The organism is Neogemmobacter tilapiae (assembly GCF_014652215.1).
Lineage (GTDB): Bacteria > Pseudomonadota > Alphaproteobacteria > Rhodobacterales > Rhodobacteraceae > Neogemmobacter > Neogemmobacter tilapiae.
This window is the reverse complement of sequence record NZ_BMYJ01000006.1, coordinates 178,391-190,805: the sequence shown is the minus strand read 5'-3', so window position 1 is coordinate 190,805 and position 12,415 is coordinate 178,391. Positions and strand designations below refer to the sequence as shown.

The 12,415-nt window shown below is 62.6% G+C and carries 14 protein-coding genes; 3 read left to right on the top strand and 11 right to left on the bottom strand.

The genetic code is table 11. The annotated features are described in order from the left end of the window. Positions 1-98 precede the first annotated feature (98 nt). A complete protein-coding gene (locus IE095_RS18605) occupies positions 99-227 on the top strand; it encodes a hypothetical protein (RefSeq protein WP_268247722.1) in 129 nt (42 codons plus the stop codon). Next, the gene (locus IE095_RS11430) at positions 224-544 is read left to right on the top strand and encodes a TfoX/Sxy family protein (protein WP_189411882.1); all 321 of its coding nucleotides are present in this window, start codon (positions 224-226) and stop codon (positions 542-544) included. Before IE095_RS18605 ends, IE095_RS11430 begins: the two co-directional genes overlap by 4 nt. Positions 545-634: 90 nt before the next feature. Here IE095_RS11430 and IE095_RS11425 read toward each other — a convergent pair whose 3' ends face one another. The 3 genes from IE095_RS11425 to IE095_RS11415 are packed head-to-tail and all read right to left on the bottom strand — an operon-like array spanning position 635 to position 2,684. After that, complete coding sequence (locus IE095_RS11425) at positions 635-1,159, bottom strand: gamma carbonic anhydrase family protein (protein ID WP_189411787.1); 525 nt, start codon at positions 1,157-1,159, stop codon at positions 635-637. Next, positions 1,156-1,788: a guanylate kinase gene (gene gmk / locus IE095_RS11420; RefSeq protein WP_373295414.1), complete on the bottom strand. Its 633-nt coding sequence runs from the start codon at positions 1,786-1,788 to the stop codon at positions 1,156-1,158. Before gmk ends, IE095_RS11425 begins: the two co-directional genes overlap by 4 nt. Positions 1,789-1,790: 2 nt before the next feature. Continuing rightward, positions 1,791-2,684 (bottom strand): YicC/YloC family endoribonuclease, encoded by an 894-nt coding sequence (locus tag IE095_RS11415; RefSeq protein ID WP_229804731.1) that lies wholly within the window; start codon positions 2,682-2,684, stop codon positions 1,791-1,793. A 142-nt stretch (positions 2,685-2,826) separates the two neighbouring features. Here IE095_RS11415 and IE095_RS11410 point away from each other — a divergent pair, with 142 nt between their 5' ends. Beyond that, positions 2,827-3,507: a PAS domain-containing protein gene (locus tag IE095_RS11410; RefSeq protein ID WP_189411785.1), complete on the top strand. Its 681-nt coding sequence runs from the start codon at positions 2,827-2,829 to the stop codon at positions 3,505-3,507. Here IE095_RS11410 and lpxB read toward each other — a convergent pair. From lpxB to dxr, 8 genes are all read right to left on the bottom strand, one after another. Continuing rightward, a complete protein-coding gene (gene lpxB, locus IE095_RS11405) occupies positions 3,504-4,646 on the bottom strand; it encodes a lipid-A-disaccharide synthase (protein ID WP_189411784.1) in 1,143 nt (380 codons plus the stop codon). The two genes, IE095_RS11410 and lpxB, sit on opposite strands and share 4 nt — an antisense overlap. Then, positions 4,634-5,437 (bottom strand): LpxI family protein, encoded by an 804-nt coding sequence (locus IE095_RS11400; protein WP_189411783.1) that lies wholly within the window; start codon positions 5,435-5,437, stop codon positions 4,634-4,636. The genes lpxB and IE095_RS11400 overlap by 13 nt, the downstream gene beginning before the upstream one ends. Further along, the gene (gene lpxA, locus IE095_RS11395) at positions 5,434-6,216 is read right to left on the bottom strand and encodes an acyl-ACP--UDP-N-acetylglucosamine O-acyltransferase (protein WP_189411782.1); all 783 of its coding nucleotides are present in this window, start codon (positions 6,214-6,216) and stop codon (positions 5,434-5,436) included. Before lpxA ends, IE095_RS11400 begins: the two co-directional genes overlap by 4 nt. Further along, positions 6,216-6,701 carry a 3-hydroxyacyl-ACP dehydratase FabZ gene (gene fabZ / locus IE095_RS11390; protein ID WP_189411781.1) on the bottom strand — a complete coding sequence of 162 codons (486 nt, stop codon included), beginning with the start codon at positions 6,699-6,701 and terminating at the stop codon, positions 6,216-6,218. Before fabZ ends, lpxA begins: the two co-directional genes overlap by 1 nt. 91 nt (positions 6,702-6,792) lie before the next feature. Further along, complete coding sequence (locus IE095_RS11385) at positions 6,793-7,329, bottom strand: OmpH/Skp family outer membrane protein (RefSeq protein ID WP_189411780.1); 537 nt, start codon at positions 7,327-7,329, stop codon at positions 6,793-6,795. Between the two features lie 2 nt (positions 7,330-7,331). After that, positions 7,332-9,716 carry an outer membrane protein assembly factor BamA gene (gene bamA, locus IE095_RS11380; protein ID WP_189411779.1) on the bottom strand — a complete coding sequence of 795 codons (2,385 nt, stop codon included), beginning with the start codon at positions 9,714-9,716 and terminating at the stop codon, positions 7,332-7,334. 119 nt (positions 9,717-9,835) lie between these two features. Next, positions 9,836-11,227, bottom strand: coding sequence for an RIP metalloprotease RseP (gene rseP, locus IE095_RS11375; RefSeq protein WP_189411778.1), 1,392 nt, complete (start codon positions 11,225-11,227; stop codon positions 9,836-9,838). After that, positions 11,224-12,414, bottom strand: coding sequence for a 1-deoxy-D-xylulose-5-phosphate reductoisomerase (gene dxr, locus IE095_RS11370; RefSeq protein ID WP_189411777.1), 1,191 nt, complete (start codon positions 12,412-12,414; stop codon positions 11,224-11,226). The genes rseP and dxr overlap by 4 nt, the downstream gene beginning before the upstream one ends. Position 12,415: the final 1 nt, after the last annotated feature.

The window sequence follows — 12,415 nt, the reverse complement described above, 5'->3', positions numbered from 1 at the left end:
TTTTCGGCGAATCTTCCTTGAATGCGCCTAAAAACCGGCCTATCCGCCTGTTTTTATCGGCAAGACCCGGCACAGGGTCGATTTGAGGACGCGCAGTCATGGCACAAGCACAAGCCAAACCCACCGCCCAGCAAGGCGGCAGCACCCCTTCGCAACAGCAGCAACAGGGCGGTTCGGCCCCGACGCAGCAGCAAGGCCAGATCTTCCGCGACTGGGCCTCGATCTGAGCGCAGTCTCCACCATCCCGAACCTTGGCCCGGCCAGCGACAAGGCCTTTGCCAAGGCCGGGATCATGACCGCCGAAGAGCTGCGCGATATGGGCGCAGATGCCGCCTATCTGCGGCTTTTGCAATCGGGCGGCGCGCCGCATTTCATTGGCTACTATGCCCTTGTGATGGGCCTACAAGGCCGCCCTTGGAATGATTGCAAGGGCGAAGAGAAAAAGGCCCTGCGCCTGCGTTTTGACGCGCTCAAGGCCGAACTTGCCCCCGCCAATGCCATAGAATCCGCCCTGAACGAATTGGGCGTGATCCTGCCCCGCTAATCCATCTTTTCTTTAAAAATATCCCCGCCGGAGGCATCACCCCGCGCAGCGGGCCAGCATAGGCTTATGGCCGCAGGCCATGCCGCCAGATCACCGGTCAACAGGGCGCAGGCCTTCGGCAAATCGGGCAGCGTTCTTGGCATAGTTTTCTGCCGACAACAGCAGCTTGGAACGCGCCGCGGCGTCCAATTCGCGGATCACCTTGGCGGGACTGCCCACCACCAGCGAACCGGACGGAATCTCTTTGCCTTCGGTCACCAGCGCCCCCGCGCCAATCAGGCAGCCGTCGCCAATTCTGGCCCCGTTCAGGATGATCGCGCCCATGCCCACCAGCACGCCATGGCCAATCGTGCAACCATGCACGATGGCTCCGTGGCCGATGGTGCAATCATCGCCGATGGTCAGGGGATAGTCCCAATCCGAATGCAGAACGGCGTTGTCCTGCACGTTCGTCCGCGCGCCGATGCTGATGGGTTCGTTGTCGCCCCGAACGACCGCCCCGAACCAGACCGAGGCCTGATCGCCCAGCGTCACGCGCCCCACCAAACGGGCCGTATCCGCGACCCAAGCACCCTGCCCCAAGATGGGCGTCTGGCTGTCCAAGGCATAGATCATCGCGCTGCAAACTCTGCGTTCAGGCCGCGCACGAATTCGGAGAGTTCGGGCTGACGGTCGCGCCGCATCCGTTCGGCTTGCAGGATTGTGACCAGTTCGGCAAAGGCCTGATCCAAGTCGCCGTTGACCAGAACGTAATCATATTCCGCCCAATGGCTGATCTCGCTTTGGCTTTTTGCCATGCGTCCGGCGATCACATCGTCACTGTCCTGCGCCCGACCGCGCAGGCGGCGTTCCAGTTCCGCAATCGAGGGCGGCAGGACAAAGACCGACACGACATCCCGCCCCAAGGCTGAATTGCGGATTTGCTGGCCGCCCTGCCAGTCGATGTCGAACAAAGTGTCCCGCCCTTCGCGCATCGCCTGTTCGACGGGGGCGCGGGGGCTGCCGTAGAAATTGCCGAAAACCTCGGCATGTTCCAGCATGTCGCCCGCGGCGACCATCGCCTGAAACTCCTCGCGGCCCCGGAAATAATACTCCCGCCCGTCCTGCTCGCCCGGCCGTGGCGGGCGGGTGGTGGCCGACACCGAAAAGCGCAAAGTCGTGTCCCATTCCATCAGCTTGCGCGCCAGCGTGGATTTTCCCGCGCCGGACGGAGAGGAAAGGATTAACAAAAGCCCGCGTCGCATGGTCATTCCACGTTTTGAACCTGTTCGCGCATCTGATCCAACACCGTTTTCAGGTCAAGCCCGATCCGGGTCAGCGCCAGCGACTGGGCCTTGGAACACAGCGTATTCGCCTCGCGCAGAAATTCCTGCATCAGAAAATCCAGCTTGCGGCCCACCGGGGCCTTGTCCTCCAGCAGGGCGCGGGCGGCGGCGATGTGGGCGGTCAGGCGGTCGAGTTCCTCGGTCACATCGGTTTTCACCGCCAAAAGGGCCAGCTCCTGCGCCAACCTTGTTTCATCCGGCACCTCGATCTGCACCAGAAGCCGCGCCAGAGTGTCGCGCAGGCTTTGGGCGGCTTGGTCCTTGCGGGCCTCGGCCTCTGCCGTCGCAGCTTGGGTCAGCTGGGCGATCTGGTCCAGTTGTGCCGCGATTACCGCCTTGAGGGCCGCACCTTCCGCCCGGCGCATCGCAGTGAAATCCCCCAGAAGCCCCGCGAAATCGGCCAGAAGGGCGGCGCGCAGCGGGGTGGTGTCTTCGTCCACGCTGCCCGCGTCCAGCACGCCGCGCAGGGTCAGGATGTCGCTGGGCTTGGCCGGGGACAGCGTCAGGCCTGCGCTGCGGGCCGCTGTTTCCACCTGCGCCAAGGCCACCAGCGCGGCCGAAAGCATCGCGGGGTTCACCGCATAGGCCTGTGCGGCGGCCCCATCCTCACGCGCGACTTTCAGGTTCAGGCTGACATTGCCGCGGCTGATCGCCTTGGCCAATTCGCCGCGCAGGGCGAGTTCCAACCCCTCAATCCCGTCGGGAAGGCGCAGCCGCAGGTCGAGCCCTTTACCGTTAACGGAACGCATGTCCCAAGCCCAGGACTGGCCCTGAAATTGCCCCCGCCTTGCAGAAAACCCGGTCATCGACTGCATCTTGCCCCCTTTTCGCGCCCTGATTGTTCCAAATTCCCCCGGTCGCGCCGTTTACCATTTCTTTAGAATTTGCGCCACCAATGGCGGAAAGGGTGTATTTTACGCTTATCGAGGGCCGGGTTGGCCAAGGGTGCGAGGGTGTATGATGTTGATCGTGTTTCCAGGTTCTGATCGTTTCCAAGCGCCAGCCCCGGCCCCGATACTGGCCGCCCCCCTGCAAGAGCTGCGGGGCTATTGGGAGGCGCTGCGCGAGGATGGTCGCGCGCCGTTTCGCAGCCAGATTAACCCGCGCGGGATGGAGGGGGCCTTGGCTGGGGCCTTTATCGTGGAAAGAGTGGCGCCCAGTGTCGCACGGTTCCGCATTGCGGGGGCGTTGATCGGCGATCTGGTCGGTTGCGATCCGCGGGGAATGCCCATGTCGGTGTTGTTTGATCCGCGCGGGCGGGCGCAGATGGGTGCGGATGTGGAACAGGTGTTCACCGGGCCCGCCCTGCTGGAGCTGCGGCTAGAGGCAGAACGGGGCCTTGGCCGATCGGCGCTGGCGGCACAGGCCTTGCTGTTGCCGTTGCGGAATGACATGGGTGAGACGGATCTGGCCATTGGCTGTCTGGCACTGTCAGGCGAACCGGGGCGTCGGGCGCGGCGGTTTTTTGCCGCAAGCAGCACGGTGACGCCCCTTCTGGCGGGCGGGGGTGAGGTGCGGGGCAAAGCGGGGCGGCATGTGGCCGAACCTTTGCCCTTGGTCGAAGGTTTTGCAGAACCTGCGACGGTCTTTTCGCCGCCATCAGCCGAACGCAGCTATTTGCGGCTGGTGCGCGACTAAGGCGCGTTCAGGAAATTCAGGACCGACCGCGCGGCACGCAGGCCCGGCGGCTCGCCGCCACGGCCCAGACGTTCCATCGTCAGTTCCATCGCCTGCGCTTGCTGCATTCGGGCGGATTCGTCGGTCAAAAGGTGATCCAGCGCCGGGGCAATCTTGTCGGGCCGACAGTCGGGGCCGATAAACTCCGGCACAACACGGGTTTCGCTGACCAGATTGACCAAAGTCACCGTGTCGATCAACGCGAGACGGCGCATCAGCCAAAGGCTGAACCAATGCATGTCATAGGCGATGACCATCGGGCAACCGTTCGCCGCCAGTTCCAGCGACACGGTGCCCGAGGCGGCAAGCGCGACATCGGCCACGGCAAAGGCACCGCGTTTGGCCTCGGTATCGGTGACGATCTGCGGCGAAACGGGCCAGTTGGCGGTCAATTCCTGCACCAAGGGGGCAATCACGGGCAGGCTGGGCAGCACGACCCGCAGGTCAGGATGCCGCTGCTTCAGCCGCGCAAGCGTTGCGCCAAAGACCGGCGCAAGGCGTGTCACTTCGCTGCGGCGCGATCCGGGTAGGACAAGGACCAGCGGCCCTTCCCCTTCAAAAGCCGCCGTATCCCCGCCCTCGGCCAAGGGTTCTGCGACCACCGGATGGCCAACGAAATCGCAAGTCATGCCTTCGGCCTGCATATAGGGCGGCTCGAACGGCAGCAGGGCCAGCACATGGTCAATCACCCGCGCCATTTTCGCCGCCCGCTTGGGCCGCCAAGCCCAAACCGAGGGCGCGACATAGTGGATGGTGGGCAGCCCTTCGCGGGCGTTTTTGACCAGCGCCGCCACGCGCAGGCTGAAATCGGGGCTGTCGATGGTAATCAGGGCATCGGCGGCCCCGTCCAGCACGGCATCGGCGCATTGGCGGATGCGGCGCTTCAGATGAAAATACTTGGGCAGAATCTCGGCAATGCCCATCACCGACAATTCCTGCATTGGGAACAGGCTGACCATGCCTTGCGCCTGCATCAGTGGCCCGCCGACACCAAAGAAGGTCACTTCGGGGTTCAGTTGTTTCAGCCCGGCCATCAGCGCCGCCCCAAGCCGGTCGCCCGAGGGTTCCCCCGCCAGCAGGAACAGTCTTAGCGCGCCCACAGGAAAAGGCCCTTTTCGGCGGCCAAGGCCTGCATCGCTGGCAGGTCAAGGCAGATCACATCCCCCGCTGGCCAGACAACGCCGCCCAGCCCGGCGGCGGCCACGGCTTGCACCGTGTTTGGTCCAAGCGTCGGCAGATCGATCCGCCGATCCTGCCCCGGTTTCGTGGCCTTGAAGAACAGGCCTTTGGTGCCCATCGGACGCAAAGCCGCCGGAATGGCGGCCACGCCCGCCAGCATCGCATCGGTGCCGGTCAGGGTTTCGACGGCCAGACACAGCCCCTGCTGCACCACGGCCCCCTGCCCCACATCGACCGAACCCAGCGCCGCCACGATCACCGCCGCCCGATCCGCATCGGCGGAGTCGCGTTCGCCCGGTTCGCCCGCCAGAACCCCGGCCTTGGGCAACAGATCAGGGGCGACATCCTCCAACCCCACCACCGGCAAATCCGCCTCTTCGAACAGGCCGATCACGGCCCGCAAAGTGGCATCATCCCCCGCCTGCATCGCCGCCATCAGACGTGGCACCAAAGTCGCCGTATCGGGGTCGAACAAGGCCGGGTCCAGACGCGGCCGCGTGACCGCCCCCGCAAACAGCACCCGATCCACCTCCGCATCATGCAGCGCCCGGAAAAAGGGCACCAGACGCTCCACCCGGAAGGTCATGTCCGGCGTCAGGCCTGCTGGCGCAAAACCCTCCATTGCGGCCACCAAGGGCTGGGCCTCCAAGGCCGCCAGAACCGCCTGAGGCAACGCCCCCCGCCCGGCAATGATCGCCAAACGCCCGCTCATTTCGGGGTCAGAAAGCTGCGGTCGCTGGCGGAAAGGACAAAGTCGATCACTTCCCGCACATGCGCACTGTCGGTTTCGTCACCCAGCCGCCGCGCCCGATCAAGGAAGGTCCCCTCGCCCTGCGCCAGCATCTGATAACCCGCCCGCAGCGCCGTGATTTCCGACCGTTCGACCCCGCGCCGTTTCAGGCCGACAAGGTTCAGCCCATCCAGTTCGCCGCGCGGCCCCTGCACCAGACCATAGGGGATCACGTCATTCGTCACCATTGTGACCGCCCCGATGATCGCCCCATGCCCAACCCGCACCCATTGGTGAATGCCCGAAAGCCCACCGACAATCACATCATCCCCCAGCCAGCAATGGCCCGCCACCGCCACCTGATTGGCCAGAATCACTCGGTTGCCCAGCGTCGCATCATGCCCCACATGCGAACCCGTCATCAGCAGGCAGTCATCCCCTACCCGCGTCACCCCGCCCCCGCCTTCGGTGCCGGCGTTCAGCGTCGCCCCTTCGCGGATCTTGCAGCGGGCACCGACGATCAGCCGGGTCTTTTCACCCTTGAACTTGAGGTCTTGGGGAACCTCGCCCACACAGGCGAAAGGAAAGATCACCGTCCCTTCGCCCACATCGGTCCAGCCGGTCACGACGGCATGGCTTTTCACCACAACGCCGGGGGCCAGCGTCACATCCGGCCCGATCACCGAAAACGGTCCGATCTGGCAGCCTTCGCCGATCTTCGCCCCCGGATCGACAAGGGCGCTGGGATGAATATCGGCCATCAATGCGCCTGCGACATGTCGATCATCGCCGCGAAATCGCATTCGCAGGCCAGCTCCCCATCCACCGTCGCCACACCAGAAAACTTCCAAACCCGGCCACCGCCGCGCTTCACTGTCACTTTCAGTTCCAGCACGTCACCCGGCCCCACCTTGCGGCGGAATTTGCAGTTGTCGACCGTCATGAAATAGACCAGCGGGTTCTTGTCCACCAAATCCATCGACAGGGCCACCAGCACGCCAGAGGTCTGGGCCAAAGCTTCGACGATCTGCACGCCGGGAAAGACCGGAACCGCCGGGAAATGGCCTTGGAACTGCGGCTCGTTCACCGTCACGTTCTTGATGCCCACGCAGCCATCGTTCAGGACGATGTCACGCACCTTGTCGACAAGCAGGAAGGGATAACGATGGGGAATGGCCCGCTTGATCAGGTTGATGTCGGCCTCGGACGTGTCCGCCCATTTCGCCGGTTGCTTGTCGTCTTGCATGGATGTCCCCTTGGCCGGTCGCTGATGCGCGACGTTCCGACTGACTAGCAACTTGGGCCGGGCCGGGCAAGCGCCCCGCCCTCACAGCCTGTTACGGCGAGGGCGCACCGCTGCCGTCGCCCAAAGCGGCATCAATGGCCAAAATGGCTGCATCCGTCACGTCATTCCGATCAAAGGACAAGATCACCGTATTCTTGTCCAGAATGACATCGCCACCCTTTTGCGCCAACAAATCCGCCAAAACAGGCACCGCAGCCTCCAAGATCTTTTGTCGTTCCACTTCGCGTGCCTCGGTCAGGCTGCGCCCCTTGGCATCCTGTTCACCGCGCAGCTTTTCGACCTTGGCGTCGAAAGCCTCGGCCAGCGTCCGAAAGTCCTCCGCTGGCAGACTGCTCCGCCGCGCTGTCAGGGCCTTTTCCTCGGCCTCCAATTCGGCGTCGATCCGCCGGTTTTCGGTTTGCAGGGCTTTTGTCTCATTTTCCAGGCGCAGAGCGGCCGCTTTGCCGATCGCCGTTTCCCGCAGCAACCGGTCCATATCCACCGTCAGGACCGCCCCAGAAGTCGCCTGTGCAAAGGCCCCTGCCACTGGGGCAAGGGCCAAAAACAGCGCCATGATCGCCGTCCGCATAATCAGAACTGGGTCTGCACGGTCAGGTCAAAGCTGCGTTCTTTGTCATAGTCTTCCTTCACCAGCGCCTTGGAAAAATTCATCCGCAACGGGCCAATCGGCGTGTCCCAAAGCAACGAGAAGCCAATCGCCGAGCGCAGGTTCATCCCGTCATCAACCGCACCACCAGTGCCGTTCACATTGTCCAGCGACCAGACCGATCCCACGTCAAAGAAGACGCCACCACCCAGACCGTATTCTTCGGGCAGGCCCAGCGGGAAATCGGCCTCAAAACGCGCCACGGCGTAAAGGTTGCCACCCAAGGCGTCTTCGTTGTCGGCCCCCAGATCGCGCGGCCCGATGCCGTTCGGATCAAAGCCGCGGATCTTGCCGTTGCCAAAGAAGCGCTCGGTCACTCGGCTGTTGCCATTCAGCATGTTGACAGCCCCGCCCTCGAAAATGGCTCGAACGGTGACTTCCTCGTTCCAGATCTTGGTTTCCGCAAGCGCCGAGGCCTCGGTCTTGAGATACTGGAAATCGCCGGCCCCGACGATATCAGTGCCAAAGCGCAGCACCACGCCGCCATTCGGGTTCAGCCCGGTGATCCGCGTGTCGTAGGAATAGGTCGCCCCCAGCGAGAACAGCGTTGGCGCGCCTGTCCGTTCCTCAGCCCGCAAAATGCGCGACGAACCGTTCGAGGTCTCATCCTCGGGTGTCGCCAGATCATCGGCGGTGCCACGGTCAACGTCATAAATCTTGGCCTGGCTCAGCCCCGCGCGCAGTTCCAAACGGCCATTTTGGCTGATGGGGAAATCAAGCGCCGGAGTAATCCCAATCCGCCGGGTCGCGTAAAAAGCGTTGTCATAGTCCGAGGTGTTGTAGTTTGCGCTGAACTTAAATTTCAGATCACGACCAAGGAAGGCAGGTTCAACAAAATTGATGCCCGAGTTGATGCTGTCTGATCCTGACGAAACGCTGATCCCCAGATACTGGCCGCGACCCAGAAAGTTGCTTTCCTGAAAGCCCACCGTGATGGCCGCGCCTTGCGAAGCGCCATAGCTGACACCGAAGGACAGCGAACCTGTCGGCTGCTCTTCCACGTCCACGTTCACCACCACCTGATCCGGTGAACTGCCAGGCTCAGATTCAACCTGCGCATCGGCAAAATAGCCCAGCGCGCGGATGCGTTCCGCCGACTGGCGCAATTCGCGCGGGTTGAGCGGGTCGCCTTCGACCGTGCGGAACTGGCGGCGCACCACCTGGTCCAGCGTCGTCGTGTTGCCTTCGATGTCGATGCGTTCGACGAAAACCTTTTGGCCCCGCACCAGCGTGAATTGCACATCGACCACCCGCCCCTGGGCATCCCGCGTGATGCGCGGTTCCACCGCCACAAAGGTCAGGCCCTTTTGCAGCGCCAGCGATTCCAGCCGCGCGACGTTGTTTTCGATGATCGCGGGCGAGAAAATGACGCCCGGACGCGCCCGCAGTGCTGCTTGGAATTCGGCTGCATCGACGCCTTCCACCTCGGACACGGCCGAGACATTGCCCAGCTTATATTGCTGGCCTTCCTTCACCGTGAAGTTCACGAAAGTCCCGTCGCGCTCGCGCGTCACCTCACCCGACGCATCGGTAACTTGCACGTCAATATAGCCGCGCGACATGTAGAAGTCGGACAGCAATTGCTTGTCCAGATCCAGCCGTTCGGGAATGAAGGTGTCGGACTTGATCAGACGGCGCAGCAGGCCAGCCTGTTTGGTTTCCAGCACCTGCCGCAGACGGCGGTCGCTGAAGGCGCGGTTGCCGGTAAAGGACAGGCGTTCGATTTCCGCCACTTCGCCTTCGGTCACTTCGAACACCAGATCGACGCGGTTGTCGGAACGGCGGATGATCTTGGGTTCGACCGTCGCGGCCATACGACCGGCATTGCGATAGGCTTCGGTGATGGCCGCAGCGTCCGATTCCGCCTGCGAGGGCGAAAAAACACGGCGCGAGGCCGAGCCGACCAGTTCGGCCAGCTTTTCATCATCCAGACGCTTGTTGCCTTCGAAATTGATAACGTTGACCATCGGGTATTCCTGCACCCGGATGATCAGCGTATTGCCCGACGGCACCAGTTCCACGGTTTCAAACAGGCCGGAACCTGCGATCCGCTGATAGGCATCGTTCAGCGCGCCGGACGAGATGCCAACGCCCGCCCCGATTCCGGCATAGCGCAGAATCGTTTCGACATCGACGCGCTCATTGCCTTCAACCGAGACGCCGGAAAAGCTGTAGGTCTGGGCAAAGGCTGGTGTGAAGAACCCCGTGGAAGTGGTTGCACAAGCGGCAGAAATCGCGATAGCCGAGGCCCGAAGCAATGTTCCGCCGAAACCCCGAAGCGCCGGTTTTTCCAGATTTTTCAGATGCATGGTCGGCCGCCCCGGATTCTTGAATTGGTGGTTCTGACTAGCCGTTATACCATGGCTTGTCAAAAGGCCTGATCAGCTTTTCAGGCCCCATCCACAGGCTTTTAACCGATGGGCGAGGATCAGCATTGTTGGACTGGCACGCCAAGGGCTTGCAGGCCATTGGCAACCCAGCTCATCGCGCGCAGATCGTTGAAATTGGCGACAAGGAAAAGCGTCAGGATCAGGCAAAGGCTGACATAGATCAGCACGTTTTCCACCACCTGCGGGTGCGGACGCCGCGCCACCGCTTCATAGGCAAAGGCCGCCAGATGGCCCCCGTCCAGAATGCGCAAAGGCATCAGGTTCAGCAGGCCGACAGCCGTCGACAACAGCGCCAGGAAATTGATGAACGTGTCCAATCCATGCGAGGCCGCAGCGCCCGAGGTCTGGGCGATGCCCAGCATCCCCTTCATCGAACAGGTGCCGATGGAACCCGTGACGATATGCCACAGGCCCGAAAGGCTGCCGGTCAGCGTGGTCCAGACTTGCTGTCCCCCCAAGGTGATCGCCTCGATTGGGCCCGCCGAACGCAGTTCAGGGGTAAAGAACAGCCCACCGGACAGGCCCAGAAGCAGGCGGCGCTCAAAGTTACCATCTTCCCCCTGTGTATCTGTCCATTTCGGAGACATGATCAAATTAAGCCTCTGATCGCTGCGCAAGATGGTCAGTTCCAAAGGCTTTCCACCGGATGCGTCCACATTCGCTCGAATGTCAGCAAATGCAAAAATCGGCTTTCCGTCGATCGCAATCACCCGATCACCAGATTCGATCCCAGCTTCGCTCGCCGCGCTCTGTGGGTTCACAAACTCCACATAAGGCAAGGTGAGGTTCGGCGTTTCCACGACCTGCTTTTGCCCCGTCCGTTCAATTTCCAAGCTCAGCGAGGGCTCTTGCCGCAAACCTTCCTGCACTTTGGCCAACGCCTCCAGATCCGGCGTCGGCTGGCCGTTGATCGATAGGATCACATCGCCCGGCTTCAGCACCAGATCGACACCGGGAATAGGTTTCAACTCACCCACCACCGCGCGTTCGGTCGCCACACCAAACCACAGGCTCATGCCCGCAAAGACCAGCAGCGCAAAGATAAAGTTGAACCCCGGCCCGGCCGCCACCGTCGCCGCCCGCGCCCAAAGCGGTGCGCCGTGCATCGTATGGCGGCGTTCGACCTGCGACAGCCCCTCCATCGCCTCGCCATCCTTCAACGAGGCGGCATTCGCATCGCCCAGAAACTTGACATAGCCGCCCAGCGGAATCGCCGCGACCTGCCATTTCGTGCCGCGCTTATCGACCCGCGAAAACAGCACCGGTCCAAAGCCGATGGAAAAGGTTTCGGCATGGATGCCCGACCAGCGACCAATGATATAGTGGCCATATTCATGCACAAAGACGATGATCGACAAGGCGATCACAAAGGCCACGACGGTAAAGGGAATTCCGCCACCGAAATCGGGCAGGCTTTCGAACAGGTTCACGTCCGTTTTTCCCTTTGCAACTTATCCGCCATTTCTGCCGCCCGGACCCGCGCCAAAGCGTCGGTTTCCAGAACCTCGGCCAAGGAAACAGGGGCTGCGCTCAGTGTCAACTGACCGGCCATGCACGACAGCGTGTCCTCGACAATTCCGGCCATTTCAAGGAAGCCGCAGGAACCAGCGATGAAATGATCCAGCGCCACCTCTTTTGCCGCATTGAACACCGTTCCGGCCTTGCCGCGCACCGCCATCACCTCGCGCGCCAACCGCAGCGCCGGGTAACGCGCGTCTTCGGGCGCACGAAAACTCAACCGTGCGATTTCGGCGAAATTCAACCGGGCCACCGGCAATTCCTGCCGCTCCGGCCAGTTCAGCGCATAGCCAATGGCATGGCGCATGTCATGCGCCCCCAGATGCGCCATAATGGCCCCATCGCTATACCCCACCATCGAATGGATCAGGCTTTCGGGGTGAATGATCACCTCGATCTGTTCCGGTGCGACGCCAAAATACTCTCGCGTTTCGATCACCTCCAGCGCCTTGTTGAACATCGACGCGCTGTCGATGGTGATCCGTGGCCCCATCGACCAGTTCGGATGGGCCAAAGCCTCGGCCACGCTGGCCGTGGCCAGCCTTTCCAAAGGCCAGTCGCGCAGCGCCCCGCCCGAGGCGGTCAGGATGATGCGTTCTACGGTCGCAATATCTTCGCCCACCAGCGCCTGAAAGATGGCCGAATGTTCGCTGTCCACGGGCAGAACCCGCGCCCCGTGCCGCGCGGCGGTTTGCATCAGCAACTCGCCCGCCGTCACAAGGCTTTCCTTGTTGGCCAGCGCCAGCGTCGCCCCCTGTTCCAGCGCGATCATGCCGGGGGCCAGCCCCGCCGCCCCCACAATCGCCGACATGACCCAATCGGCGGGCCGCTCTGCCGCCTCGCGCAACGCCGCCTCGCCGGCGGCCACCTGCACACCGCTGCCTTCCAGCAACCGCCGCAGGTCGGTCAGACAGTCTTCATGCGCCGTCACGGCCACCTCGGCCCGCAGGGCCCGCGCCATTTCGGCCAAGCGCGTCACATTCCGCCCCCCGGTCAGAGCCACCGTTTGATAGGCCAGATGCCCCCCGCCGCGCAGCAGCAAATCAAAGGTGCTTTCCCCGATCGAACCCGTCGCGCCGAAAACCGATACCCGCCGCATC

Coding starts and splice junctions, on each gene's coding strand:
- lpxA (WP_189411782.1), bottom strand. CDS start 6,216: ATGGCCGATATTCATCCCAGCGCCCTTGTCGATCCGGGGGCGAAGATC.
- IE095_RS11410 (WP_189411785.1), top strand. CDS start 2,827: ATGATGTTGATCGTGTTTCCAGGTTCTGATCGTTTCCAAGCGCCAGCC.
- fabZ (WP_189411781.1), bottom strand. CDS start 6,701: ATGCAAGACGACAAGCAACCGGCGAAATGGGCGGACACGTCCGAGGCC.
- bamA (WP_189411779.1), bottom strand. CDS start 9,716: ATGCATCTGAAAAATCTGGAAAAACCGGCGCTTCGGGGTTTCGGCGGA.
- IE095_RS11415 (WP_229804731.1), bottom strand. CDS start 2,684: ATGCAGTCGATGACCGGGTTTTCTGCAAGGCGGGGGCAATTTCAGGGC.
- IE095_RS11425 (WP_189411787.1), bottom strand. CDS start 1,159: ATGATCTATGCCTTGGACAGCCAGACGCCCATCTTGGGGCAGGGTGCT.
- IE095_RS11385 (WP_189411780.1), bottom strand. CDS start 7,329: ATGCGGACGGCGATCATGGCGCTGTTTTTGGCCCTTGCCCCAGTGGCA.
- IE095_RS11400 (WP_189411783.1), bottom strand. CDS start 5,437: ATGAGCGGGCGTTTGGCGATCATTGCCGGGCGGGGGGCGTTGCCTCAG.
- dxr (WP_189411777.1), bottom strand. CDS start 12,414: ATGCGGCGGGTATCGGTTTTCGGCGCGACGGGTTCGATCGGGGAAAGC.
- gmk (WP_373295414.1), bottom strand. CDS start 1,788: ATGCGACGCGGGCTTTTGTTAATCCTTTCCTCTCCGTCCGGCGCGGGA.
- IE095_RS18605 (WP_268247722.1), top strand. CDS start 99: ATGGCACAAGCACAAGCCAAACCCACCGCCCAGCAAGGCGGCAGCACC.